Origin of the sequence: Microlunatus soli, assembly GCF_900105385.1 — a bacterium.
Classification (GTDB): domain Bacteria; phylum Actinomycetota; class Actinomycetes; order Propionibacteriales; family Propionibacteriaceae; genus Microlunatus; species Microlunatus soli.
Genome location: NZ_LT629772.1, coordinates 6,192,104 through 6,215,953, shown reverse-complemented (window position 1 = coordinate 6,215,953; position 23,850 = coordinate 6,192,104). Strand labels below are relative to the sequence as shown.

Genomic DNA, 23,850 nt, shown 5'->3' with positions numbered 1-23,850 from the left:
CGCCGGGCCCGATGCCCCTACCGACGCCTGCTCCGGTGTCCTTACCTCCGCCGGAGCCGGCCGCGCGCCATGGTCACCGACCAGTAGCAGATGAAGCCGGCCACCAGGATCCCCACTCCGCCGAGGGTGGATCCGATGCCACCGAGAACTCCGCCGACAGCACCGCCGAGCCACACGGCACGGTAACTGCCGCACCGACCACCAGCAGGACGACGGCGATGATCACCGCGCCGCGGCGGGGAAACCGGATTCGGTGACCATCGACTCCGGAGTCGTCGCCACTCACCCGCCGTACGGTAGTACGCCGCGCTCGGCCCGTCTGCCGGATTCAGCTCGACCCGTAAGGGGCCACCGAGCCGATCTCGAGCGGGGCGATCTCAAGCGGGTCGATCCGGGGTCGGGTCCGGCTCGCCGACCGACCAGCCGGCGTCGGCCATCGACTTGGCCAGCGCATCGGCACCGTCGGGAGTCACCGACAGCGACAGGTAGCCGATCTGCCGATCCGGATCGTGCTGGATCGCCACGTCCTCGACGTTCACACCGGCCTCGCCGACGTCGGCGAACAACCGTGACAGCGCACCCGGGGTGTCCGGGATCTCCACCACGAGCTGCCGATATTGCACCGGTGCCGCCCCATGCTTGCCCGGGATCTGGCGGGTACCCGCCAGCCCCCGTTCAAGATGAGCACGGACACCAGTGCCGTCCTGTCCTTCTCGTTCGGGGTCGTCGGCGATGTCGTTGATCAACTTCGCGAGTTGATCTTGCACCGCTCGCAGTTCGGGCAGCAACGCCGCCGAGTTCGCACCCAGGATCTGTTGCCACAGACCGGGATCGCTGCCGGCGATCCGGGTGACGTCGCGCAGGCCCTGACCGGCCAGTTGCAGCTGCTCCGACGGCACCGCCGTGAGATGACCGGCCATCAGCACCGACATCAGATGCGGTAGGTGCGAGACCCGTGCCACGGCCGCGTCGTGCACCTCGACGTCCATCGTCACCGGCTGCGCGCCACAGGCCGCCACCAGGTCGGCAACGTCCTGGGTCGCCGCCGGCGCGGACTTGCGATGCGGTGCGATCACCCAGGTCCGGTCCACGAACAGATCGGCCCGGGCGGTCAACGGACCACTGAACTGGGACCCCGCCATCGGATGGGAGCCGACGTAGCGGCTGACGTCGCCGCCGCTGTCCCACAGCGCATGCAGCACACCGGCCTTCACCGAGCCGACGTCGGTCACTGTCGCCCGCGGGAACCGGGCCAGCGCGTCGACGATCACCGGCGCCAACGCCGACGGCGGCACGGCGACCACGACCAGTGCGACCTGATCGGCCGACGCCGGGTCGGTGCTGCCCGCTCCGACACCGGCGGCGACCTGGGCGTGAGCGGAAATCCGGTCCTCCAGATGGACCCGATGCCCGGCAGCGGACAGTGCGCAGCCCACCGAGGCGCCGACCAGTCCGGTGCCGATCACCACAGCCGGCGACAGGCTCACTCCGGTCTGCTTTCGTTCTCGGGCGCGCTGCCGTCGTCGGTCTGCTGCTGTCCAGCAGCGTGCTCTTCGACGGGCTCAGCGACCTCGACAGGCTCGGAGACCTCAGGGGTCGGTGCGTCGGCCGCCGGGGTCAGCAGCGCAGCCAGCCGGCCACCCGACAACCGGCGGAACTTCCGCGGCTGCACCCGGGTCCGGTCCAGGATCGCGGCCTCCAGGGCCTCCACACCGAGCTCGCGCGGCTGATCGGCGCCGTCGGAGGCCAGCGCCCGGACGGCCAGTTGGATCGCGTCGGCCAGCCCGAGCCCGGGCTGGTACTCCTTTCCGACGAACTCGGCGATCGCCTCGGCCGAGCCACCCATCACGGCGAAGTTGTCCTCGTCCTGCACCGACCCGTCATAGGTCAGCCGGTAGATCTGGTCGGCTTCCGGCGTCGCCCCGAGCTCGGCGACGATCAGCTCCACCTCGTACGGCTTCTCCGCGCCCGAGGAGAAGATCGTCCCGAGCAGCTGGGCGTACGCCCCCGCCAGCGCCCGGCCGGTGACGTCACTGCGGTCGTAGCTGTAGCCCCGGAAGTCCGCGTGCCGGATGCCGGCGATCCGCAGATTCTCGAACTCGTTGTAGCGGCCGACCGCGGCGAAACCGATCCGGTCGTAGATCTCGCTCACCTTGTGCAACGCCTGGGACCGGTTCTCGGCCAGGAAGAGGATGCCGTCGGCATAGTGCAGCACGACCACCGACCGGCCACGCGCGATGCCCTTGCGGGCATAGTCCGCGCGGTCCTTCATCTGCTGCTCGGGCGCGACGTAGAACGGCATGCTCATGTGTTCATCTCTCCTTGTCGAGAACCGACACGTTACCGGCCGCCATCCACCGCGTCCGCACCAGTTGCGTACCTTCGCACCCCGTGCACGCGGTGCGAAGGTACGGAAACGGTGCGGCGGGGTGCCGAGGGTCGGAGCGGGTGGCGGATCAGGGGTTGGCGCGGGGGCCGTCGGGGCGTTCGTGCCGGCGGTTGACGACCTCGTCGACGACACGGCCGATCCGGTCCTCATCGACGCGTTCGACGCCGTCGTCGTCGGCGGTCCAGATCACCGGGAAGATCCGGCGGGCCTGGTCCGGTCCGCCGGTCGCGGAATCGTCGTCGGCGGCGTCGTACAGCGACTGGATGGCGGTGGTGATCGCCTCGTCCTCGGTGAACGTCGGGTCGTACAGCTTCTTGATCGATCCCTTGGCGAAGACCGAACCGGACCCGATCGAGTGATAGGACCGCTCCTCGTAACGGCCGCCGGTCGGGTCGTAGGAGAAGATCCGACCTCGGCCCTCGCCCTCGTCCCAGCCGGCGAACAGCGGGACCACCGCGAGTCCCTGCATCGCCAGCCCGAGATTCTGCCGCAGCATGGTGGCCAGCCGGTTGGCCTTGCCGACCAGCGACAGCGGTGCGCCCTCGATCTTCTCGTAGTGCTCCAGCTCCAGCTGGAACAGCCGGATCAGTTCGATCCCCAGCCCGGCCGCGCCCGCCATCCCGACCAGCGAGAACTCGTCGGCGGCGAAGACCTTCTCAATGTCGTTCTGGGCGATCATGCTGCCCGCCGTCGCCCGCCGGTCACCGGCCAGCAACACGCCGCCGTCATAACAGAGCGCGACGATGGTGGTGGCGTGCGGCGTCAACTGGCCGGCGGTCACCTGGTGGCCGCCGTTGCCCGGCGCGGCAGAGCCGTCCAACCGGGCTCCCGGCAGGGTCTGCGGCGCCACCATCGAGACGAATTCGCTGAACGACGAGGTGCTCGCCCTCAGATAGGTACTGGAGAGCCCGGTCAGCTCGGTCTTGTCGGTCACTGCCCACCCTTCTGCACGAACGACCGAACGAACTCCTCGGCGTTGGTCTCCAAGACATCGTCGATCTCGTCGAGAAGCGAATCGACCTCCGTGTCCAGCTCAGGCTTCTTCGCACCACCCGGTGCCGCCTCGGTGGTCTCCAGCTCTTCGGTTTCATCGTCGTGACGCTCACTGCGGCGTCTGCTCTGCTCCGACTCGGCCATGATCGCTCCTCTCAGTCCGCTGAGACTGCTCCGACCGACATCCGTCGACCGGATACCTCAAGCCTAGACGGACCGGGCGGCCATCCCGACCGACATTCCGATACCCGGCTCCCGGCGAGCCGGGAAATGTCTGCCCGACACGCCGCGTTCGTGACCGCCGACACACACCGCGCCGTCACCGTCTCGTCACTGTCCGGTTGCCTCCCCGCGATGCACCGCTGCGGCAAGTCAGTCCTCGACGGGACCCGAACGATGTCGACACAGCACCCCAGGTCGCGACGACGCAGCACCCGATTGGCGACGAGCACAAGCAGGGGCTGGACCTGGAACGCCGCTTCCCGCAGCCGCAGCCGGAGTTCGTGCACATCCGATCCGGCGATCCGGTGGCCGCCGCCGACGCCCGGCTGGTCGAGCGTTCGCCGGCCTGCTGTTGGTGCACCAACAGCATCCGCACCGTTGCGGCCGCCCGGTCCCGAGCTCAGCCACTTCACGGTGCTGCATGACCCGATGTCCCAGCTGCGGCCGGCGTTCGACAAACGTGGAGCTCGGGAGACGATCATCGGCACCCGGGACTCCCGAGAAAGACATGTTCCGGCTGCGGGAGGCCACCGCGCTCGACCAGCAACTCTTCGACCCACAGCACCGAACGCTTCGTCCGCGAGCACGCCGAACCGATCAGCGCGGTGCCGCTGGCGACGCCGGCTTCCTGATCGCAGATGATCATCTTCACCAACCCGATGATCATCTTCTCACCGAATCAGTGTCCGAGGGCGGTGAACAGTTCGGCCACGGTGTTGCTGGAGTCCAGCAGTTCCTTGACCTGGGCCTGGCTGCCGCGCAACGGGTCGAGCAGCGGGATCCGTTGCAGAGCAGGCCATCCGGGCACGTCCAAGATCACCGAATCCCAGGAGGCGGCAACCACCGAGGAGCCGAACTTGTCCATCATCCGGCCGCGGAAGTAGGCCCGGGTATCGGTCGGCGGCTCGAGCCGGGCGGCGCCGACCCGGTCGTCGTCGACCAGTCGGCGCATCTTGCCGCGAGCGATCAGCGCGGAGTACAGGCTGCGGTGCGGATCGACGTCGGCGTACTGCAGGTCGATCAACGACAGCTTCGCCGAGTCCCAGCCCAGACCGTCGCGATCCCGGTAGGACTGCAGCAGCTTGAGTTTGGCGACCCAGTCCAGTTGATCGGCCAGTTGCATCGGATCGGCGCGCAACGTGTCCAGGGTCTGCTGCCAGCGTTCCAGGATGTCGTTCCATTCGGTGATCATGGCGGCAGTGGTGCCGTCCCGACCGTCCTCCTGCTCGGCGACCCACTTGCTGCAGGCCAGCAGATAGGCCTCCTGGATGTCGATCGCGGTCAGCTGTCGCCCGTCGGCGAGCTCCAGCGTCGTGCTGCAGTGTCGATCATGGCTGATCTGCTTCATCGCTGCCACCGGATGCCGGAGCCGGAGATCATCTTCCAGCCGGCCGGCTTCGATCACATGCAGGGCCAGCGCAGCGGTGCCGACCTTGAGGTAGGTGGAGATCTCGCTGAGATTGGCGTCGCCGGTGATCACATGCAGTCGCCGGTAGCGGGCGGCGTCGGCGTGTGGTTCGTCACGGGTGTTGATGATCGGACGGTTCAGCGTGGTCTCCAACCCGACCTCGGCCTCGAAGAAGTCGGCGCGCTGCCCCAGCTGGAAGCCGGCGGTCTCACTGTTCTGTCCGATCCCGACCCGGCCGGCACCGGTGAACACCTGGCGACTGACCAGGAACGGGCTGAACTGCCGGATGATCCGGTCGAACGGTGTCCGCCGGTCCAGCAGGTAGTTCTCGTGGGTGCCGTAGGAGACGCCCTTGCCGTCGGTGTTGTTCTTGTAGAGCCGGATCGGCCGGCCCAGCCGTCGGCTGGCCTCGGCACCAGCGATCGCCATGATCAGGTCGCCGGCCTTGTCGAAGGCGACGACGTCGCGGGCGCTGGTCACCTCCGGACCGGAGTATTCGGGGTGGGCGTGGTCGACGTACAGCCGGGCGCCGTTGGTGAGCACGACGTTGGCCATCCCGAGGTCGGAGTCGGTCAGCTGATCGGGATGGGCCTGCTCCCGGCTGACCTCGTAGCCGCGGATGTCGCGCAGCGGCGTCTCCGATTCGTAGTCCCAGCCGGCCTCCCGACCGGTGACCGACCCGTAGGCCTTGACGACGTGGTTGGACAGCTGCATCGGGTGCAGTTCCTCACCCGACGGCTCGCCCAATGCGGAGATCCCGTACTCGGTCTCGATCCCCAGCACCCGGCGATTACTGACTTCTGCCATGCGTTGAGATTAGTTGCTCGCAGACCACCGCTCGGCGCGGCCCACCGAAGACCGAGCCGTCATCCGTCGGATCGGTCGCTCAGCGGCACCGCGGTCATCGTCCGCGGCCGGAGCTCGGCCGGCGCCGGGAACGGCAACCGGATGGTCGGCACCGCGGCGGTGATGTCGCCGAAGTCCTCGACCTTGACCTCGATCCCGGCGCGACTGACGCCGACGATCCGGACCGGCAGCGGTTCGTCCGTGCCGGCCGCCTGGACGCCATCGGGAGCAGCGGAGCCGACCAACTCGTACGGCTCGGCCAGCCAGCGCAGCCCGCGTTCCTCCAGGGCCTCCTCGGCCTGCACCCAGTCCCGCGGCGTCGGGTCCTCCCGGCCGAGCAGATCGACGATCGTGCAGGACTCGCCCACCAACCGGATCCAGCCCAGCAGTTCCCGGTCGTCACGACGGTATTCGATCCAGTCATCCACGACCGCCACCGTTGCGTGTCCCTGGGCGGGCACGCAACTCGATTGCGCCGCTCAGCGGGCGGGATCGGGGTGCCGGGAGGCTCGTACCCGCAGCACTGAGCGGGCGATCAGTCGCCATCCGACGATCAGAATGCCCAGTGTGATGAAGGCGACGATCCAGAACGGCCAGGCCGCGGTGTCGCCGCTGGCCAGCCGCAGCAGCATCCCCCCGACGACCGTGGTCAGCCAGACCGTCAGCGCGCTGCGCCACCCGTACGCGTCGTGCCAGAGCAGTGCGATCAGCGATCCGACGACCGCGGCCACCAGGAACGGCCACGCGGTCTGCAACACACCGAGCACCGTGTCGGTCTCACTGTGACTGCGCCGCCCCACCATCGCGAACAGCAGCACCATCACGACATCGATCCCCGCCGCGATCCAGCTCCTCACGCCCCACACGATACGTCAGCCCGGAAGCAGCCCAAGTCCCCGAATACAGAGAGGTCAGCCGGCCGCGGCCATGACCTCGTCGGAGGCGTCGAAGTTGGAGTACACGTTCTGCACGTCGTCGGAATCCTCGAGCGCGTCGATGATCTTGAACAGCTTCTCCGCCGTCGGTGCGTCGATCTCCTGGGTGAAGGACGGCACGAAGGAGACCTCGGCCGAGTCGTAGTCGAAGCCGGCATCCTGGACCGCGGTCCGGACGGCGACCACGTCGTTGGGATCACAGATGATCTCGAAGGACTCTCCCAGGTCGTTGACGTCCTCCGGCCCGGCCTCCAGGGTCGCCTCCAGCAGGTCGTCCTCGGTCAGTGTCCGGGTGGTCTGCTCGCGGCCCTCGCCGGAGGTCTGCTCCTTGCTGACCACGACGACCCCCTTGCGGTCGAACATCCGGGCGGTGGAGCCGGCGTCGGCCATCGTGCCGCCGTTGCGGGTGACGGCAACGCGGACGTCGGAGGCCGACCGGTTGCGGTTGTCGGTCAAGCACTCGATCAGCATCGCGATGCCGGCCGGACCGTACGCCTCGTACATCAGGGTCTCGTAGTCGGCGCCGCCGCCCTCGACACCGGAGCCGCGCTTGACGGCGCGGTCGATGTTGTCGTTGGGGACCGAGGTCTTCTTGGCCTTCTGGATCGCGTCGTACAGCGTCGGGTTCCCGGCAGGATCACCGCCACCAACACGAGCCGCCACCTCGATGTTCTTGATCAGCTTGGCAAACAGCTTGCCGCGCTTGGCGTCGATCACGGCCTTCTTGTGCTTGGTGGTCGCCCACTTGGAGTGTCCTGACATAGCAACCCATTTTAGTGCTCCCGCTCCCAGCCTGCGACTCCGCGCGCCAGACCGTGCCCTGGGTGCCCTGCCCACCGGTCGGTTGCACGGTCGTCCGTCGCGCGCGATCCGCCCCGCCGAGGACCACGTCTAGGGCTCACGTCGAGGCGGCAACCCTGCTCGTCACAGTGCCAACTGGAACACAACCCGGTCCAGCGACGGGCCGTCATAGTCGGCGACCGGTTCCGAGGCGGTGAAGCCCATCGCGGTGTGGAAGGCGATCGAACGCGAGTTCACCGGGGACGTGATCGCCTTCGCCCGCGTACACCCCGCAGCGCGAGCATTCTCGAAGAACGTCTCGTAGAGAGAGCGCGCCAGCCCGGTACGGCGAAGGTCGGGATGCACTCCGGTGAAATGGATGTAGGCACACTCAGGCTGCGCCGGCGAGAAGAATCCGATGACGAATCCCGCTAGCCCTTGGTCGGGAGTCGACGCCACCAGGCTCGTGTCGTGGAAATGATCAAGGAACAGCCTGGTCAGGTCCCGCGATGCCGCGCGACCCCACCACTCGTCGACCACCGCAATGATGCTGTCGTAGTCCTCGGGCCGGGCCGGACGCACGGCGAGCCCCATCGATGTCGGTGTGGCGGACACATCTCTCCTCGTCAGGTCGAACTGTCTTTCGACCTCTATCACACCAAATGGCGGGCAACGTGCCGCGAGAAGGTCGGACCGGGACACCGGGTTGAGGGCGCTGTTCCAGCGTTTTCAGCTACCGGCATCGGTCGATACCGCGTCGTGCTGCAACACGATCAGGACCGGCCGGGTCAGCAGGAGTGTCAGCGGCAGGATCGCCGTCAGGGCGGCCGTGGCCAGGAATCCGACCGCCCAGCCGTGGGATTGGACGAGATAGCCGACGAGCGGCGCGGCAATGGCGATTCCGATCGCGCTCGCCGAATTGATCCAGGTCATCGCCTGCGTGTAAACCTCACTTGCGGTGGCCTGCTGCAACAAGACGGCGGCCGGGATCAAGATCAACGCTACGCACCCGCCGACCAGGCCATAGCCGATGAACATGACCGGAACGTTCGGAACCAGCGCCAGCATCGCCGCACCGATCGTGATGATCACGCTCACAGTCGTCATCACCGTCAATGGCTTGCCCCGCTGGGTGCCGCCGTAGACCAAACCGGCGGTCAGGCTGATCACACTGCTGCCGGCAGCGATCGGCCCGGCCAAGGCCCCGGCACCGTGCGCCAAGGCGAAGGCGGTGACCGTCACCGGCACACCCCCGAAGAACAGTCCCATCGCCAGATTTGCCACAAACAACGCGCCGAACCGCGAACTCATCAGCCGGCGATCAACGAGGAGACCAGCGGATGACCCAGCCGGCACGGGCTCGCTCCACCGAGCGGTCAACAATCCGGCCATCCCCACTGCTACCAGACCCACAGCCGCGATCAGCCCGCACCAGGAAACGACCGTGGCGCTCAGAGTGGTCACCAGCACCGGCCCGACCAGGAAGGTCACATCATTCAGCGATCCCTCCAACGACAGCGCCGATCGAAGCCGGTCGGACGACCCAACCACCTTGCGCCACCGCGCTGCCGACAACGCGCCCACCGGCGGAGCTGTCGCACCGGCCACGCCTGCTAGACCAATCAGAGCCCAGGTGGGCCATCCTCGAGCACTGCCGATCGCCAGACCGATCGCGGCTGCGATGAACAGCACAACCGTGGCCGATACGACACGGCGTTGCCCCCACCGATCAACCAGGCGGCCGACCTGCGGCCCGACCGCCGCGTCGGCAACCGCAAAGGCACCGGTCGCCGCACCCGCCTGGCCGAAGGATCCGGTACCTCCCTGAACAGCCCACAACACGGCCAGTCGACTCATCGCCACACCCAGTCGCGCGATCGCCGCCCACGGGAAGAACCTCAACGCACCAGGGGTACGGAGCACTGATCCATAGCGAGCGCCAACACCAGAAACGACAGCAAAACGACCTGTACCCACCAGACACCTCGACGGTTCATCACCGCGAGTCGCCAGACAGGTCGGACTGGGACATCAACTCGCAAACACGCAACAGTGCGCGCACCGGACGCTAGCCCACCGCCGGCCTGCCCGCAAGCGACCTGCAGACACCTGCCCGGACTCAGGACCCGTGCTCGGTGCGGGCGTACATCACCTGGGTTTCGCCGCGCTCGTAGCCGAGCCGGGCGTAGAGACCGAACGCACCGCTGGGATTGTCGGTGTCGACGCCGAGGCCGGCGGCGTCCAGGCCGGCGTCGGCGAAGGAGTGCATGGAGGCGATCAGCAGCGCCTTGGCGATGCCGCGGTTGCGCCAGTCACGGCGCACACCGAGCCGATCGGTCCAGCCTTCCCGGAAGCCCTGGAACTCCCAGTCCTGCTGGTAGGCCGAGCTCATCGCGTAGCCGGCGATCCGGCCCGAATCGGTGTCGACGGCGATCCAGGACCATTCCGGCCGGGTGGAGGCGGCGCTGAGATCCTCCTGCCACCGGATCTGCGGGATCGGCTGGCTCCCCCAGTGGTCGGAGAACGCCTCGTTGTGTGCCTCTCGGACCTCTTCACTGACCTCGGCGGAGTACGGCTCGATCCGGATCCCGGGCAGCTCGGGCACGGCGGGCAGCCCGGAGGGCAACTCGTCGAATCGGCAGGTCATGTCGGCGAACCAGCGGACCGCGCTGAAGCCGCGGTCAGCGATCAGGGCTGCTCGGTCGGCCAGCTTGTCCTCGACCGCGATCCGCAGTTCCAGCGGCCCGTGCTCGGGACGGCGGTTCTCGTTGTACCACTCGCCGGCGCGGGCGATCTGCCAGTCCAACAGCTCGTGGCCGATGCCGCGGCGCCGCCAACCGGGATGCACACCGCCGGCCAGGAAGACCCGACGCGGATCGGTGTCGGCAGGGAACGGGTGCAGCCAGCCGTAGGCGACCAGGGTGCCCCCGGAGTCGCGGCCGAGCCGGGCGTTGCGGGCCGGATCGGCGCCGTGCTCGGCGTAGGCCTCCTGCAACTCCTCGATGGTGTGCCGCTCGGACGGTTCGTCGAAGTGCTCGATCGCGGTCAGCAGCCCACTCAGCTCGGGCAACTCCGCTTCGCTGACCGGCGACCAGGAGATCGGCTCGGACGGCATCGCGTTCAGCCCTTCCAGATGCGGGGCCGTCGCGGCTGCCCGCCCGGCCGAGGAGACTGGCTCTGTTCCCAGATCCGCCGCCAACTGCCCGCCGGCGGCAGGGTGGCCGCGTCGTGGCCATGTCGCAGGCTCTGCCACCAGGTGGTCCGGTCCTCGGCGATCGCGGTCCGTACCGCGTCACTGATCCGGTCGGTGAACGACGATGCGGTCTCGTCGGGGTCGGCGTGCAGCACAGAACCGAACCGTACGCTGACCCGGGGTCGGACGTGGCCGAACGGCAGTTTCGGCGGCCAGGTCCGGCCGGACGGCAGCACCGCGTAGGTCCCCCGGATCCCGACCGGCAGCACCGGCGCCCGGTGCCGGATCGCCAGCGCCGCGGCGGTCTCGGTGAACGCGCCCATCACACCGTCGGTCGAGCGTTCCTGCTCGGGAAAGATCAGCACGCTCCGGCCGCCGGCGAGCGCGGCATCAGGGCTCTGACTGCCGGCGGCGACCGTGGTACGTCGACGCAGTCGCGGCGGCAGCGCCGCCCGCAACACCTGACTGTCCAGTCCGCTGGCGTGATTGGCCACGATCACCATCGGTCGATCCGGTTCGGTGATCGCGCTCCGGTCGCCGACCTCCAACCGGATCCGAGCGGCCAGCAGCGGTCGCCCGGACATTGCCTGCAGGATCCGTCGCACCGGGTCGGCGATCCGCGCCGGAGTCCTCACGTGACGGCGCCCAACACGTTCGGTGGCGTGTGCAGGTAGCGGATCTTGGGTGTCCGGCCGACCGACGCGGCCGTGATCTCCAGGGCGTCGGCCAACGTCGAGGCGGCCCGGAACCCGAGCCGGGCTGCGCTGGTCCGGTCGGCTCCGACGAAGACGACGTCACCGACCTGCGCGACGGCCTCGCTGAGCTGGGCCCAGAGCCGGAACGGATGCAGCCCATGGAAGGCCTGCGAGGTCCGGTACAGCTGGCGGTACCACGGGTCCTCGGCGAATTTCGTCTCGAACCGGTCGGACAGTTCCGCCGGATCGGTGCTGACCGGCAACACGTCGGCGAAGAAGTCCACCGTCGACGGGTGGTGCAGGCTGCTGAAGTCCGGGCTGAGCGGGTGATAGACGATCACGCTGCCGCCGTCACGGACCAACGGCCCCGCGGTCGCCGCCTGATAGCCGACGCCGAGGGCCTGCCAGGCGGCGAGCACCGGATTGGTCACCGAGTCCACGCTGTGCGCGGTGACGCCCGGCACACCGAGGACGAGGACGTCGGCCTGGCCGGACACCTCGACCTGCTGCTGCTCCAGGATCCGTGCCCGGCTCGCCTCGGCGACCGCGTCGGGCGCGCCGGCGGTCACCCGGGTGACGCCGTAGCCGGCTCCCAGACCGCTGCCGATCAGCTGTGCGGACCTGGTCGGCGCAATCCGGGTCGCCTGCCGCAGTCCGAGAAGTTTCGCTTGAGACTTCAGCGTCCACTCCCACTCGCGGCGACCGAGGAAGTCGACGGCGGCCGGATAGCGGTCGTTGTCCAGGACGGCCTCGATGCTGAGTACGTCCATCGTGTCCAGAGCGGTCGACGTGGCGCCGGTATGGATCGCGGCGACCGACCCCAGACCCTCGACGACACCGGCGCGTCCGCTGCTGCGCACGTCCGTGCCGATGCCGTGCACCAGGTGCACCATCACCAACAGGTCGGAATCGGCGACGCGGGCGTTGAGCTCGCCGGAGTCGCTGCCGGCGGCCTCGGCGTCGTGGTTGGTCAGCCGACCGTCGGCGTAGAACGAGCGGAACACCCGCTCGCCGAGCATCCGACGCAACTCTGCTTCGGTGTTGCGCCGGTTCAGGCCGTTGGCGCAGATCAGCGCGACGTCGTCGACGCCGGCAGCGGCGGCCTGGATCAGCACCCGTTCGATGATCCGGCCGCGGACATCGGGAGCGTGCAGCGGCGCGGTGGACGAGACATCGTCGAACGCGATCGTCAGCTTCATCCCGGCGCGCAGCTTGCTGGCCAACGGCGCGGCGTCGACCGGTTCGGCCAGCGCGGCGTCGATGCCGCCGGCCAGATCATCCAGCCGCGGCAGCGATTCGCCCGGGTAGACCACCTCGGTGCCGAGCGGGAACCGTTCCAACCGCACCCGAGGTCCGTCGTTCACCACCAGCGGCGGCGTCCGATCGTCCACTTCGAGTACGAAGCCTGGGCGCGCCATTCAGCGGTCTCCCCTCAGTTCGGACGTCACAGCTGCGACGCCGTCCTCCCGCGGCGGCACGTCCCGACCGCGTTGCAGGAACGGCCGCGACCAGCGCCGGTCCTGCGGTTTGATCTTCCATTCCACCGTCGTCCACTGGTTGGCCGCGGCGGCCCGCATCAACGGCACGTCCGGGCTGACCACGACCGGCCGGCCGACCACCGACAGCATCGCCAGGTCGGGATGGCTGTCGGCGTAGGCGTAGCTCTTCTTCAGATCGATCCCGTGCAGCGCCGCATAGTGATTCAGCCAGGCTGCCCGGGACTCCCCGACCATCGGCGGGCCGGTCAGGAAGCCGGTGCAGATGCCCTGCTCGTCGGTGGCCAGATCGCTGGCGACGATCACGTCGAACAACGGTTCCAGCGGCCGGGTCAGCGGCCGGATCGCGCCGGTGATCAACACCGTGGTGTGTCCGGCGGCACGATGCTCCCGGGCCCGGCGGACGGCGTCCGGCGACAGCCGGGACAGGATCTCCCGGGCCATCACGGTGTCGACGTATTCCTCCAGGGCGGCCAGATCGGCGCCGGCGTAGCGGCGGTAGACCGAACGCAGGAACATCCCGCGGTCGGTCCGCTCGGCCCGCAGGTAGCTGGGCAGTTTGCCGAGGATCGATGCGGCCTCGGCGAGTCGGCCGGGCGGCGACAGGTCGGGCAGCTTGGACCACAGGTACTGCTCGATCACGTTGGTCGACATCACCGTGCCGTCAAGATCAAAAGCGGCCAGCACCGTACCAGGTTCGTCGTTGGACCTGCTCAGGTCGGTGAACGTCGTCGGCCGGGAGCCGCGACGGCGTCGCAGCGCCTCCAATCGGCGGATCGGCGCGACCACCGCAGGGATGTGGATCTCCTGGATGTAGGTGAACCAGTCGTAGTCGGCGGTGTCGAAGCTGAATGTGTCCTGATCTTCGTCGTGCAGCGACTTGGTCAGCCGCAGGGTGTTGTCGTCGACGAAGTGCAGCTCGGATTGGGCGTACTCGTTGTAGAGCCCGAGGTACTCCCGCAGGAAGTCGATCCGGGACCGGAAACGATCAAGGTCCTTGGCGACCTTGCGGGTGCGTTCGGAACGCGGTGCGAACTTGATCAAGCGGTCGGCGATCGCATGCCCACGTTCGGATCGGGACAGTAGCCGCTCGACCGAGGCGGCGCCCGGGAACTGCCACTGCGGCAGCGCCGGTGCGCCGCGGACGCCGGTGATCAACGGATGCTCGGTGAAGTAGCCGTTGACGAAGGTGTAGAACCGCTGGAAGGTCAACGGGTTCCGGGCGCCGGAGGAGACGTGGTAGTACTCGCAGACCCCGACATGCGGTTCGGTGGCCGCGACCGCCAGCGTCGCATTCACCACGTAGTCGCACGGCACCACGTCACAGACCGCCTCCGGCGAAGCGGGGAACTCCGGCAGTTCGCCGCGGCCGTAGGCCAGGATCAGCGGCTCGGCCATCTTGAAGCCCTCGATCCAGCCCGGATAGGGATGTTTGATCGAGGACTCCACGATCGCCGGCCGGACGATCGAGGCGCGGATATGGGCGCACTTCTCGGCAACCAGCTTCTCCCCCAGCGCCTTGGTGAAGGTGTAGGCGTCGGTCCAGCCCAGCGACCGGGCCCGTTCGGTGCCGGCCTCGACCAGTTTCTTCTGCACCCATTCCTTGCGGCGCCGTTCGGTGTCGGCTGCGGTGATCAGGTGGCCGGCGGCACGATGCTCCCGCTCGGCCTCCTTGCGGAACTTGGTCAGTTGATCGGCGGTCCGGGAGGCGTTCTCGATCTCGGCCGACATCGCCAGCCCGGCCTCCATCTCGGCCCGGTAGTCGATGTCGTGCGCGTGCGGCGCCTCACCGATCGCGCCGCGTCGCCGACCGGCGGTGTAGGCGGTCGAGACGTGCACGTAGTGCGGCATCCGGGTCAGTTCACCGTCGGCTCCGGTGCAGGACTCCAGGAACCGGTCGATCAGGGCGCCGGTGCCGATCAGATTGGTGTTGAACGCCCGGTCGATCGGCGGGTCGAAGGAGACGTCGCCGGCGCAGTGCACCAGGACGTCGATGTCGGTCGGCAGTTCCGGGACGTTCGGCAGATCGCCCTCGATCACCTCGATCCGGGCATCGACCAGACCCTCCGGGCCACCGTACGGTTCGGTCAGCGGTTTGAAGATCTTTTTCTTGACCACGCCGATCGTCCGCGACCGCGCGGTGGCCGAACCCTTCTTGCGGACCAGCACCGCCGCGGTCGTGTCCGGCAGGTCGTTGAGGATCTTCCAGAGCAGCTGCTCACCGATGAACCCGGTGACGCCGGTCAGCAGGATTCGCTTGCCGGCCAGCAGATCCTTCAACCGGCCATCCAACGTGGGAGCCGGATGCTCGGCCTGGGTGGCACCCTGCAGGGGCGTACCGAACGACTCCGCCGGAGCCGTGCTCAACGGTCCCCCTCGGCTCGGCCGGCGGTGTCCAACGCGTCGGAGAGGGTGAAGTTGCCGACGTACAGTGCGGTGCCGATGATCGCTCCCTCGACGCCGATGCCGACCAGTTCGCGGAGCCGGGCGATATCGTCCAAGGTGGAGATGCCACCGCTGGCGACGACCGGCTTGTCGGTTCGTTCGCAGATCGACCGCAGCAGGTCGTAGTTGGGTCCGGCGAGCATGCCGTCGGAGGCAACATCGGTCACCACGTAGCGGGCGCAACCGGCCGCGTCCAGCCGCTGCAGCGTCTCGTACACGTTGCCGCCCTCGGTGGTCCAGCCACGCGCGGCCAGAGTCTCGCCGCGGACGTCCAGCCCGATCGCGATCCGGTCGCGGTGCTCCTTGATCACCGCCTCACACCATTGCGGCTGCTCCAGCGCCGCGGTGCCGATATTGACGCGCGCACATCCGGTGGACAGCGCACGCTCCAGCGAAGCGTCGTCACGGATGCCACCGGACAGCTCGAACCGCAGCGAGGAGACCTCGGCGGTGCGGCTGATCACCTCGGCGATCACCTCGGCATTGCTGCCCCGACCGAATGCGGCATCCAGGTCGACCAGATGGATCCACTCCGCGCCGGACTCGGCCCAGCGGGCCGCCGCCGCGACCGGATCGCCGAAGACCTTCTCACTGCCGGCCTTGCCCTGGACCAGTTGGACCGCCTGGCCACCCGCCACGTCGACGGCAGGAAGCAGTTCGAGATGGTCGGCACGCTGGGCGGCGGTGTCGTTCGGCATGGGCACCAGAAGACCCTATCCGAGAAGCACCCCCCAACTCATCTCGCGGCGCCCGGTCATCTCGCGGCGTCCGGGCCGGACACCGACATCCGGCTCAGACTGGTGCCGGGTTCAGCCGGGCGAACCCCTGCTGCCGCTGATAGGCGAAGTACGGGTACGGCGCATCGGTCGCGCTGACCGCATCCAGCCGGGCCACCTGCTCGTCGGTCAACCGCCAGCCGACCGCACCGAGATTCTGCCGCAACTGGTCGGCGTCCCGGGCACCTACGATGACCGAACTCACCGTCGGCCGACCCAGCAGCCAATTGATGGCGATCTGCGGGATCGCTCGACCGGTCTCCGCGGAGATCTCGTCCAGCACCTCGATGATCCGGTAGAGCCGTTCGTCGTCGACCGGCGGTCCGGCGTCGGCGGTGGTGTGCAGCCGGCTGCCGGCCGGCAGCCCGCTGCCGCGTCGGATTCGACCGGTCAGCCGCCCCCATCCGAGCGGGCTCCACACCATCGCACCGATCCCCTCGGCCAGCCCGAGCGGCATCAGCTCCCACTCGTAGCCGCGCCCGGCCAGCGAGTAGTAGACCTGGTGGGAGACATAGCGCGGGAAGCCGTACGTGTCGGCCAGGCCGACCGATTTCATCAGCTGCCAGCCGGAGAAGTTGGAGACCCCGACGTAACGGATCTTGCCGGCACGGACCAGCTCGTCCAAGGTCGACAGCACCTCGACGATCGGCGTCGCGGCGTCGTAGGCGTGCAACTGGAACAGGTCGATCCGGTCGGTCTGCAACCGCCTCAGCGCGCCGTCGACCGCGGTGATCAGCCGGGACCGCGAGGTGCCGGCCTCGGACGGCCCGTCGCCGGTCGGTAGCCCGGCCTTGGTCGACAACAGGACGTCGTCGCGACGCCCTTTGATGGCGGCACCGAGGATCTCCTCGGCGGCACCGAAGGAGTAGACATCAGCGGTGTCGAAGAGATTCACTCCGTGGTCGATTGAGATGTCGATCAGCGCCCGCGCACCGGCGACATCGGTGTTTCCCCAAGCCTCGAAGAGCTTTCCGCGGCCACCGAAGGTGCCGGTGCCGAGGCTCAGCACCGGCACGCTCAGTCCGGAGCTGCCCAGTCTGCGATATTCCATCGACTCCCCCATGATCATCTTTAACAGGACTACAATCCCGTTAGTATTGATCATGAAGCTACCACCAGATCCGAACAAACGAAACTGGAGTCCCATTAATGACGCCGTCCGGCAACGTCCCGTCCGATCGACTGACCCGCCCCGGCGGTCGTACCGCGCGGGTCCGGGAGGATGTGCTCACCGCCGCCGGCGACCAACTCGCCGAGACCGGCCTGCCCGGACTGGACCTCGGCGTGGTGGCCGCTCGGGCCGGCGTCGGCAAGTCGACGGTCTACCGACGCTGGGGAACCGTCCCCGGCCTGATCGCCGACCTGCTGACCGAGATGGCGACCTCGTCGCTGCCCAGGACCGACAGTGGAGATCTCGATTCCGATCTTCGTGCCAATGCCCGACTGGTGCGCAAGACGCTGATCGACCCGCGGCAGGGCACGTTGTTCACCGCGCTGATCGCCGCCGCGACCACCGATCCGGCGACCGCCGCCGCGCTGCATAGGTTCTATGCCGTCCGGGTGCAGGAGTGGGCACCCTGCGTCCAGTCCGCGATCGCGCGCGGCGAGGTTCCCGTCGGCACCGACCCGGCGCAGGTCATCCGGGCAACCTCGGCACCGCTCTACTACCGGCTGCTGACCACGCCGGACCGAATCACCGTCGGCGATGCCGATCGTGCCGCCCGGGCAGCGTCGGTCGCCGCGAAGGCCGGCGTCTTCGTCAACTGACTCCCGCCGGATCACTCAACTCAAAGCGTCCCGGACCTTGCGGGGCAGCTTGGCGACCACCAGTCCATAGGAGGTATCGATCGCATCGGCGATCTCGTCGTCGGGAATCGCGCCGCCGACCCGCAGCGAATTCCAACCGTGCCGCCCGATGTAGGCCATCACGGCGGCATCGTCGGGGTAGCGCTGCAACCATTCGTCGGCCGCGTCGCGATCACCGCAACTGACGCCGACACCGGACACCGCCCCCACGCCGGATCCGCCGAGGAAGACGAAGATCTTCGGCCCGACCTTGGCCACGACGTCGTCGCCGAAGGGTTGATCACGCCAAGCGCCCGGCTTGGCCAGCGCGTACTGCAGCCAGTCGGTCACCCGCCCACCGTAGCGCTCGGACCCCGTGCCTGGGTACGGGGCAACCGGAGCCGCAGCCACCCGGAATCAGGCGGCTCGCGCCAGCCGGTGGCGCCGCCGAAGCCACCCGTACACCCCGAAACCGATCGGGATCAGCAGCGACACGAACCCCGACGCCGGCCCGACCAGGATCACGCCGTACAACATCACCGCAACGATCGCGGCCAGCACCGCCGGCGGCACGAAACCGCGGGAACGCTCCAGTTCCACGATCGCGATCCCCAGACCGATCGCGATGACACCGAACGCGGTGAACCAGACGTGTTCGGCGGACGTCGCGGTCGCCGTCTCGTCGGACAACCAGATCACCAGGCCCATCACCGTGTGCACCAGACCGATCACGATCACCATGATGCCGACCACCGGCCTCGTTTTTGAACTCATATTCATAAACATGCCAGCACGGCAGGAGCTCCGCAACGTGAATTCGCCCACAGCTCCCGAGCGGGCCGGATTAGCATGCCGAGGTGGCCCGCCCTCGACAGTTCACCGACGACCAGGTGCTCGACGCTGCCCGAGACCTGTTGGCCGATCCCAGCGTGACTCGGCCGACGATCGCCGACATCGGCCGCCAGGCCGGCATCCACACCGGATCGATCTACCTGCGTTTCGCCTCCCGCGACGAACTGCTGGCCCGGCTCTGGTTGCGGTCGATCCGCCGGTTCCACGTCGGCATCATGGAAGCCACCCGCGGCCCCGACCCGTTGCTCACCGCGGCGTTGCACCAGCCGAGGTACTGCCGACAACATCCGACCGAGGCTCGGGCGATGAAGATGTTCCATCGCCAGGACCTGCTGCAGGTCGGCCCGGACGACCTGCGCGATCAGGTGGCCCGGGTCAACGACGAGATGAACGCCGCACTCGGCGACGCGATTCACGCAGCCTTCGGCGAACTCGGGCCGCAGGGCAGGGCGTGGGTCGATGCCGCGGTGAAGGCGATCCCGTACGGACTCATCCGCGACTACATCGCCCGCGCCGCACCGATCCCGGACTGGATCGACGATGTCGTACGGGCCGCGACGAGCGCCGTCCTCGCCACCCCGCCGACCCGTCAATTCCTCCCCGACATTCCGGGCGTGTCGGGGAGAAATTGACGGGTCGGCGGATTGGGGCGGGTCAGGCTTCGAATCTGCTGGGCCGGAAATCGGCCAGCAGCGGATCGGGATCGGCACCGGCGATTTCGGCCGCCAGCAGTTCGCCGACGATCAATCCGAGCGTCGCTCCGGAATGACTGAACGCCACCCAACAGCCGTCGACCCCGGGCAGCGGGCCGAGCACCGGTTCACCGTCGCCCGGGATCGGCTTGGGTCCGTGACCGACGCCCAGCAGCTGCAGCCGCGGATGGCCGGCCAGTACGGCACGGGCCTCGTCCAGCAGCCGGTCCAGGGTGGACCGCTCGACCCGGTGGCTGCCGTCGGCGAGCCGGACCACCTCTCGCTCCGACCAGCCCGAGTCCATCACCAGCCCGCCGTCCACGGTCGGTCGCACGGACACTGCCGGGGTGTTCAGCACGACCTGCAGATCGGTCGGTCCGTCGACCGGCCGGACCCGGGCCAGTGCGGCGATCGACGTCTGGTCGGGCAGCGCGAAACCGAGGTCGGCGGCCATCCCGGGCGTCGCCGCACCGGCGGCCAACAGCACGGCGTCGGCGCCGATCCGGCGGCCGGTTCCGGTGATCACACCGACCGTACGGCCACCGGACAGTTCGACCCGACACTCTCCCGCTTCGGTGATCACCTCACCTCCGAGGTCGGCGAACCGGGCCAGCAACGTGGTGATCAACATCGGCAGGTCGACCCAGCCGTCGGACGGGTTGAGGATCGCACCCTCGGCCGGCAGCATGGCGGGATCGACGCCGGGCACCCGATCGGCGACGAACCGGGCGTCGACCCAACGGCTGGGATAGCCGATGCGCTGCTCATGATCATGGCGAGCCCGGTACGACTCCCCGGGAGCAGCCCAGTTCAGGGCGCCGTCCAGGTGAACGGCGGAGCCGCCGCAGTCGGCTGCCAGTCGGCGATACCGCTGCAGCCCCGCCATCCGGAGCGCGTGGTACGCGGCGCTGCGTTCGGCGGCGGAGTTCAGCCAGGCCAGGGAACGACCGGACGCGCCGTCGGCGGGCTGACCGGCAGTCAGCAACCTCACCCCGACACCGCGCCGCGCCAGTGCCAGCGCGCTCGCAACGCCGAGCACCCCCGCGCCGACGACCACCACCGAACGTTCCTCGACTGCAGCATTCACGGCGCCCATTGTGACGCCGGGTCGGCAGGACCGCCCGCTTCAGTGTCCGACGGGGTCAGTGTCCGACAGGGACCTCAGTGTCCGACAGGGACCTCAGTGTCCGACAGGGACCTCAGTGTCCGACAGGCACGGCGGCGAACGGCCGCTCTTCGACGACGTCGGCCGGAGTGAGCGCGCCGTACAGATGGGGGAACACCTCACCGGTGCCGTCGTCCTCCACGATCACCGGGGCCGAGGCCGCCGCCGGATCGATCCGCAACACCACCAGTTCATCGTCGGCCAGGTCCCGGTAGCCACGTTCCCGGACCGCGGTCAGCTGCTCGGGAAAGGCACAGTGCACGAATCCCTGCACCTCATAGGTCACCCGGCGGGTCGACCAGTAGTAGTTGCCACACTGCTTGGCCTTGTCCCACTGCGCCTTCTTCGCGATGTGGAAGATCGGTCCGGGCACCGGTTCCCGCTCTCCCAGCAGCCCGAGCTCCACCAGCCGGGACCGGGCAGCAGCAGCATCGGTGAACGGGATCGCCTGTAGGCCGAGCTGACCGGCGGTCGTGCAGTTGTGTTCGTTGTCGTCGATGAAGATGGCGTGCTCCGGGTCGACCTGATAGCGGTCGAAGACCACGGAGAACAGCTGGGGATCGGGCTTGGCGATGCCCTCTTCTCCCGAGACCACGATGCCCTCGAACCGGTTCAGCAGACCGAACCGCCGTTTGGTCGGACGGAACAGGTCGGCCGACCAGTTGGTCAGCGCGACAAGTCGCACACCGGCCCGCTGCAGTTCGGCGATGATCGCGGCCGTGCCGGGCACCATGCCGGTGATCGTGAGATCGAAATAGCGGCGGTAGGCCTCGATCTGCTCACGATGCTGCGGCAACCGGGAGATCAGCTCCGCCTCGCCCTCGTCCCAGTCCTGACCGGCATCGTGGCGATGGTTCCACTCGTTGAAGCAGATCTCGTCCATGAAGTCACCGACCTGGTCGGCTGGCATCACCTGCTGATAGGCCCTTTCGGGCTCCCAGTTCAGCACAACTCCACCCAGATCGAAGACCACGGTGTCGTACCGATCGCTCATGGCTTCCTCCGCTTCCTGTATCGACGGACCGCGATGTCCGCCGGTTTCGGCCGAGTACGGCACACTCAGCTCCGCTGCCGTTGCAGCAATGATGAGGCCACGACGTCTCCCTCACAAGGGCGAGGCGTTCCCGGGCGAGCCTGGGCTTGATCGAGCAGCACACCGAACCGGGCACCGATAACCCCTCAAACACCTTGAGCCTCGATCCGTGGACGGGCGCCTACTGCGCGGCCCCAGAGCGGCGCGCTGGCGGCGTTGCCGACGCTCAATGGTCAACCAGACCACCCTCACGCCGGCGCCTTGCCAGCACACCCCTCTGGTGCCGCTCGCTACGGCGCCCGTCCACGGATCGAGGCTAAACTCTCGGCGAGATGAGGCACCGATCATGACCCTTCCCCGACGCCGTCTGCTCGGGCTCTCCGCACTGGGCGTCGGCGGGGCGCTGGCGGGTTGCTCCGCACCCGGTGGCGTGGGCGCGCCGCCGGCCGGATCGCCCGCCGCGACGGGAGGATCGGGCAGCCCGAGCGCCGACCCCGGAGCGACCTCGTCACCGACGGCCGGGCAACGGCCCAACGTGGTGCTCATCCTGGCCGACGACATGGGGTTCTCCGACATCGGCTGCTACGGCTCGGAGATCGCCACGCCGCACCTCGATCGGCTCGCGGCCGGCGGGGTACGGATGTCGCAGTTCTACAACACCGCGCGCTGTTCGCCGTCCCGGGCTTCGCTGCTCACCGGCCTGCACCCGCACCAAACGGGTATCGGCGTGCTGAACAAGGCCGGAGAGCACGGTTATCCCGGCACCTTGAACAGGCGCTGCCTGACGCTGGCCGAACTGCTCGGTGACGCCGGCTACGCGACCTCGATGTTCGGCAAGTGGCATCTCACCGCGCAGGTCGCCAAGCCCGACGACAGTTGGCCGCAGGGCCGCGGCTTCGATCATCACTACGGCATCATCGGCGGAGCGTCGAGCTACTTCGAACCGGCAGCCCTGTACGCCGACAGCCGGAAGCTGGATCCGCCGCAGGACTTCTACCTGACCACAGAGCTCGGCCGCCGGGCATCGGAATTCGTCCACGACCAGGTGCACAACAGACCGGACCAGCCGTTCTTCCTGTATCTGCCCTTCACCGCGCCGCACTGGCCGCTGCACGCGCCGGAGCGTTGGATCAAGCTCCAGGCCGGCCACTACCGGGCGGGCTGGGACACGCTGCGGCAGCAGCGGTATCGCCGACTCGTCGACAGCGGGATGCTGTCCGGCCGGTGGAAGCTCGGTCAGCGCGATCCCCGGGTGCAGCCGTACGACACGATCACCCGGCCGCAGTGGCAGCAGCGTCGGATGGAGGTCTACGCAGCTCAGATCGCGATGATGGATGCCGCGGTGGGACAACTGGTCGAGGCGTTGACCCGGACCAAGCAGTTGGACAACACCTTGATCATCTTCTTGTCCGACAACGGCGGCAGCGCCGAGGAACTGCAGGCCCGGATCGCTCAGGCCGACGACAGCGGGGCGGACTCGGGCGTCGATCGCCGCCGGACCGGCTCGGATCCGGCAGCGCACCGGAGCACCAGGGTCCGGCGCGGCAACGACCCGACCATCGTCCCGGGCCCGGCGACCACCTACAGCTCCTACGGTCGCGGCTGGGCGGGAGTGTCCAACACCCCGTTCCGCGAGTACAAGCACTGGGTGCACGAGGGCGGCATCTCCACCCCGCTGATCGCGCACTGGCCGGGTCGGTTGCCGGCCGGTCGGATCAGTCACCATCCGCATCAGCTGACCGACGTGATGGCCACCGTCCTGGACGTCACCGGGCTGCGCTACCCCGCATCCCGGGCCGGCCGACCGTTGACGCCGATCGAGGGCCGATCCATGATCAACAGCTGGCTCGGACGGCCGGAGGCCGACCGCAATCGCCTGCTCTACTGGGAACACGAGGGCAACTGCGCGGTCCGTCAGGGTCGGTGGAAGCTGGTGCGCAAGTTCGGTGGGCCCTGGGAGTTGTACGACATCGACGCCGACCGGACCGAACTCCATGACCTCGCCGCCGCCCACCGTCCGGTGGTGCAGCATCTGGCCGCCGCGTACCAGGCGTGGGCGAAACGGTGTGGAGTTCATCCCTGGGTCATCGAACGGAAAGGTCGGGTCCGGTAGGTTCTGCCTTCCAGACTGCCTGACCACCTGAC

General features: G+C 68.4%; 25 protein-coding genes. 3 read left to right on the top strand and 22 right to left on the bottom strand.

Annotated elements, in window-relative coordinates; translation table 11 throughout:
• Positions 1-73 precede the first annotated feature (73 nt).
• The 18 genes from BLU38_RS31100 to BLU38_RS28385 all read right to left on the bottom strand — a co-directional run bounded on the left by BLU38_RS31100 (position 74) and on the right by BLU38_RS28385 (position 17,247).
• Complete coding sequence (locus tag BLU38_RS31100; protein WP_157683789.1) at positions 74-286, bottom strand: hypothetical protein; 213 nt, start codon at positions 284-286, stop codon at positions 74-76.
• 91 nt (positions 287-377) lie between these two features.
• Complete coding sequence (locus tag BLU38_RS28470) at positions 378-1,487, bottom strand: prephenate dehydrogenase (protein WP_091530288.1); 1,110 nt, start codon at positions 1,485-1,487, stop codon at positions 378-380.
• Complete coding sequence (gene prcA / locus BLU38_RS28465; protein WP_091530284.1) at positions 1,484-2,308, bottom strand: proteasome subunit alpha; 825 nt, start codon at positions 2,306-2,308, stop codon at positions 1,484-1,486. Before prcA ends, BLU38_RS28470 begins: the two co-directional genes overlap by 4 nt.
• A gap of 148 nt (positions 2,309-2,456) precedes the next feature.
• Positions 2,457-3,323 carry a proteasome subunit beta gene (prcB, locus tag BLU38_RS28460; protein WP_407939629.1) on the bottom strand — a complete coding sequence of 289 codons (867 nt, stop codon included), beginning with the start codon at positions 3,321-3,323 and terminating at the stop codon, positions 2,457-2,459.
• A complete protein-coding gene (locus BLU38_RS28455; RefSeq protein ID WP_091530281.1) occupies positions 3,320-3,526 on the bottom strand; it encodes a ubiquitin-like protein Pup in 207 nt (68 codons plus the stop codon). Before BLU38_RS28455 ends, prcB begins: the two co-directional genes overlap by 4 nt.
• A gap of 556 nt (positions 3,527-4,082) precedes the next feature.
• Positions 4,083-4,271 (bottom strand): hypothetical protein, encoded by a 189-nt coding sequence (locus BLU38_RS28445; protein WP_091530274.1) that lies wholly within the window; start codon positions 4,269-4,271, stop codon positions 4,083-4,085.
• Between the two features lie 12 nt (positions 4,272-4,283).
• Positions 4,284-5,819, bottom strand: coding sequence for a depupylase/deamidase Dop (gene dop, locus BLU38_RS28440; protein ID WP_091530270.1), 1,536 nt, complete (start codon positions 5,817-5,819; stop codon positions 4,284-4,286).
• A gap of 59 nt (positions 5,820-5,878) precedes the next feature.
• The gene (locus BLU38_RS28435; RefSeq protein WP_197679908.1) at positions 5,879-6,286 is read right to left on the bottom strand and encodes a hypothetical protein; all 408 of its coding nucleotides are present in this window, start codon (positions 6,284-6,286) and stop codon (positions 5,879-5,881) included.
• A 51-nt stretch (positions 6,287-6,337) separates the two neighbouring features.
• Positions 6,338-6,715 carry a DUF3054 domain-containing protein gene (locus tag BLU38_RS28430; protein WP_197679907.1) on the bottom strand — a complete coding sequence of 126 codons (378 nt, stop codon included), beginning with the start codon at positions 6,713-6,715 and terminating at the stop codon, positions 6,338-6,340.
• 54 nt (positions 6,716-6,769) lie between these two features.
• Positions 6,770-7,555: a YebC/PmpR family DNA-binding transcriptional regulator gene (locus BLU38_RS28425; protein WP_091530265.1), complete on the bottom strand. Its 786-nt coding sequence runs from the start codon at positions 7,553-7,555 to the stop codon at positions 6,770-6,772.
• A 162-nt stretch (positions 7,556-7,717) separates the two neighbouring features.
• Positions 7,718-8,188, bottom strand: coding sequence for a GNAT family N-acetyltransferase (locus tag BLU38_RS28420; RefSeq protein WP_231920078.1), 471 nt, complete (start codon positions 8,186-8,188; stop codon positions 7,718-7,720).
• A gap of 114 nt (positions 8,189-8,302) precedes the next feature.
• Positions 8,303-9,475 (bottom strand): MFS transporter, encoded by a 1,173-nt coding sequence (locus BLU38_RS28415; protein WP_091530261.1) that lies wholly within the window; start codon positions 9,473-9,475, stop codon positions 8,303-8,305.
• Between the two features lie 217 nt (positions 9,476-9,692).
• On the bottom strand, positions 9,693-10,688 hold the full coding sequence (locus BLU38_RS28410) for a GNAT family N-acetyltransferase (protein ID WP_091530257.1): 996 nt from the start codon (positions 10,686-10,688) through the stop codon (positions 9,693-9,695).
• Between the two features lie 5 nt (positions 10,689-10,693).
• Positions 10,694-11,401, bottom strand: a complete 708-nt coding sequence (locus BLU38_RS28405; RefSeq protein WP_091530254.1) for a lysophospholipid acyltransferase family protein — start codon at positions 11,399-11,401, stop codon at positions 10,694-10,696.
• Entirely contained in the window at positions 11,398-12,879 is a 1,482-nt protein-coding gene (locus BLU38_RS28400; protein ID WP_091530251.1) for a lactate racemase domain-containing protein, read from the bottom strand. The genes BLU38_RS28405 and BLU38_RS28400 overlap by 4 nt, the downstream gene beginning before the upstream one ends.
• Positions 12,880-15,324, bottom strand: a complete 2,445-nt coding sequence (locus tag BLU38_RS28395; RefSeq protein ID WP_231920077.1) for an HAD-IB family hydrolase — start codon at positions 15,322-15,324, stop codon at positions 12,880-12,882.
• The gene (gene priA, locus BLU38_RS28390) at positions 15,321-16,100 is read right to left on the bottom strand and encodes a bifunctional 1-(5-phosphoribosyl)-5-((5-phosphoribosylamino)methylideneamino)imidazole-4-carboxamide isomerase/phosphoribosylanthranilate isomerase PriA (protein ID WP_091530247.1); all 780 of its coding nucleotides are present in this window, start codon (positions 16,098-16,100) and stop codon (positions 15,321-15,323) included. The genes BLU38_RS28395 and priA overlap by 4 nt, the downstream gene beginning before the upstream one ends.
• Positions 16,101-16,194: 94 nt before the next feature.
• The gene (locus BLU38_RS28385) at positions 16,195-17,247 is read right to left on the bottom strand and encodes an aldo/keto reductase (RefSeq protein ID WP_231920076.1); all 1,053 of its coding nucleotides are present in this window, start codon (positions 17,245-17,247) and stop codon (positions 16,195-16,197) included.
• 80 nt (positions 17,248-17,327) lie between these two features.
• Here BLU38_RS28385 and BLU38_RS28380 point away from each other — a divergent pair, with 80 nt between their 5' ends.
• Positions 17,328-17,945: a TetR/AcrR family transcriptional regulator gene (locus BLU38_RS28380; protein ID WP_091530244.1), complete on the top strand. Its 618-nt coding sequence runs from the start codon at positions 17,328-17,330 to the stop codon at positions 17,943-17,945.
• A 15-nt stretch (positions 17,946-17,960) separates the two neighbouring features.
• Here BLU38_RS28380 and BLU38_RS28375 read toward each other — a convergent pair whose 3' ends face one another.
• Positions 17,961-18,314 (bottom strand): MmcQ/YjbR family DNA-binding protein, encoded by a 354-nt coding sequence (locus tag BLU38_RS28375; protein ID WP_091530241.1) that lies wholly within the window; start codon positions 18,312-18,314, stop codon positions 17,961-17,963.
• Positions 18,315-18,380: 66 nt separating this feature from the next.
• Positions 18,381-18,737, bottom strand: coding sequence for a DUF6463 family protein (locus BLU38_RS28370; protein WP_197679906.1), 357 nt, complete (start codon positions 18,735-18,737; stop codon positions 18,381-18,383).
• Positions 18,738-18,820: 83 nt separating this feature from the next.
• On the opposite strand from BLU38_RS28370, the gene BLU38_RS28365 reads away from it, so the two are divergent.
• Positions 18,821-19,447 (top strand): TetR/AcrR family transcriptional regulator, encoded by a 627-nt coding sequence (locus BLU38_RS28365; protein WP_091530239.1) that lies wholly within the window; start codon positions 18,821-18,823, stop codon positions 19,445-19,447.
• A 22-nt stretch (positions 19,448-19,469) separates the two neighbouring features.
• Here BLU38_RS28365 and BLU38_RS28360 read toward each other — a convergent pair whose 3' ends face one another.
• Positions 19,470-20,594: an NAD(P)/FAD-dependent oxidoreductase gene (locus BLU38_RS28360; RefSeq protein WP_172836244.1), complete on the bottom strand. Its 1,125-nt coding sequence runs from the start codon at positions 20,592-20,594 to the stop codon at positions 19,470-19,472.
• A 112-nt stretch (positions 20,595-20,706) separates the two neighbouring features.
• Positions 20,707-21,666, bottom strand: a complete 960-nt coding sequence (locus tag BLU38_RS28355; RefSeq protein WP_091530232.1) for an HAD-IA family hydrolase — start codon at positions 21,664-21,666, stop codon at positions 20,707-20,709.
• A 385-nt stretch (positions 21,667-22,051) separates the two neighbouring features.
• On the opposite strand from BLU38_RS28355, the gene BLU38_RS28350 reads away from it, so the two are divergent.
• Entirely contained in the window at positions 22,052-23,818 is a 1,767-nt protein-coding gene (locus BLU38_RS28350) for an arylsulfatase (protein WP_091530228.1), read from the top strand.
• Positions 23,819-23,850 lie beyond the last annotated feature (32 nt).

What these genes read in the sequence shown, in the direction of transcription:
- prcA (WP_091530284.1), bottom strand. Translation starts at nt 2,308, where the DNA reads ATGAGCATGCCGTTCTACGTCGCGCCCGAGCAGCAGATGAAGGACCGC.
- BLU38_RS28455 (WP_091530281.1), bottom strand. Translation starts at nt 3,526, where the DNA reads ATGGCCGAGTCGGAGCAGAGCAGACGCCGCAGTGAGCGTCACGACGAT.
- BLU38_RS28445 (WP_091530274.1), bottom strand. Translation starts at nt 4,271, where the DNA reads ATGATCATCGGGTTGGTGAAGATGATCATCTGCGATCAGGAAGCCGGC.
- dop (WP_091530270.1), bottom strand. Translation starts at nt 5,819, where the DNA reads ATGGCAGAAGTCAGTAATCGCCGGGTGCTGGGGATCGAGACCGAGTAC.
- BLU38_RS28425 (WP_091530265.1), bottom strand. Translation starts at nt 7,555, where the DNA reads ATGTCAGGACACTCCAAGTGGGCGACCACCAAGCACAAGAAGGCCGTG.
- BLU38_RS28410 (WP_091530257.1), bottom strand. Translation starts at nt 10,688, where the DNA reads ATGCCGTCCGAGCCGATCTCCTGGTCGCCGGTCAGCGAAGCGGAGTTG.
- BLU38_RS28400 (WP_091530251.1), bottom strand. Translation starts at nt 12,879, where the DNA reads ATGGCGCGCCCAGGCTTCGTACTCGAAGTGGACGATCGGACGCCGCCG.
- priA (WP_091530247.1), bottom strand. Translation starts at nt 16,100, where the DNA reads ATGCCGAACGACACCGCCGCCCAGCGTGCCGACCATCTCGAACTGCTT.
- BLU38_RS28385 (WP_231920076.1), bottom strand. Translation starts at nt 17,247, where the DNA reads ATGATCATGGGGGAGTCGATGGAATATCGCAGACTGGGCAGCTCCGGA.
- BLU38_RS28380 (WP_091530244.1), top strand. Translation starts at nt 17,328, where the DNA reads ATGACGCCGTCCGGCAACGTCCCGTCCGATCGACTGACCCGCCCCGGC.
- BLU38_RS28370 (WP_197679906.1), bottom strand. Translation starts at nt 18,737, where the DNA reads ATGAGTTCAAAAACGAGGCCGGTGGTCGGCATCATGGTGATCGTGATC.
- BLU38_RS28355 (WP_091530232.1), bottom strand. Translation starts at nt 21,666, where the DNA reads ATGAGCGATCGGTACGACACCGTGGTCTTCGATCTGGGTGGAGTTGTG.
- BLU38_RS28350 (WP_091530228.1), top strand. Translation starts at nt 22,052, where the DNA reads ATGACCCTTCCCCGACGCCGTCTGCTCGGGCTCTCCGCACTGGGCGTC.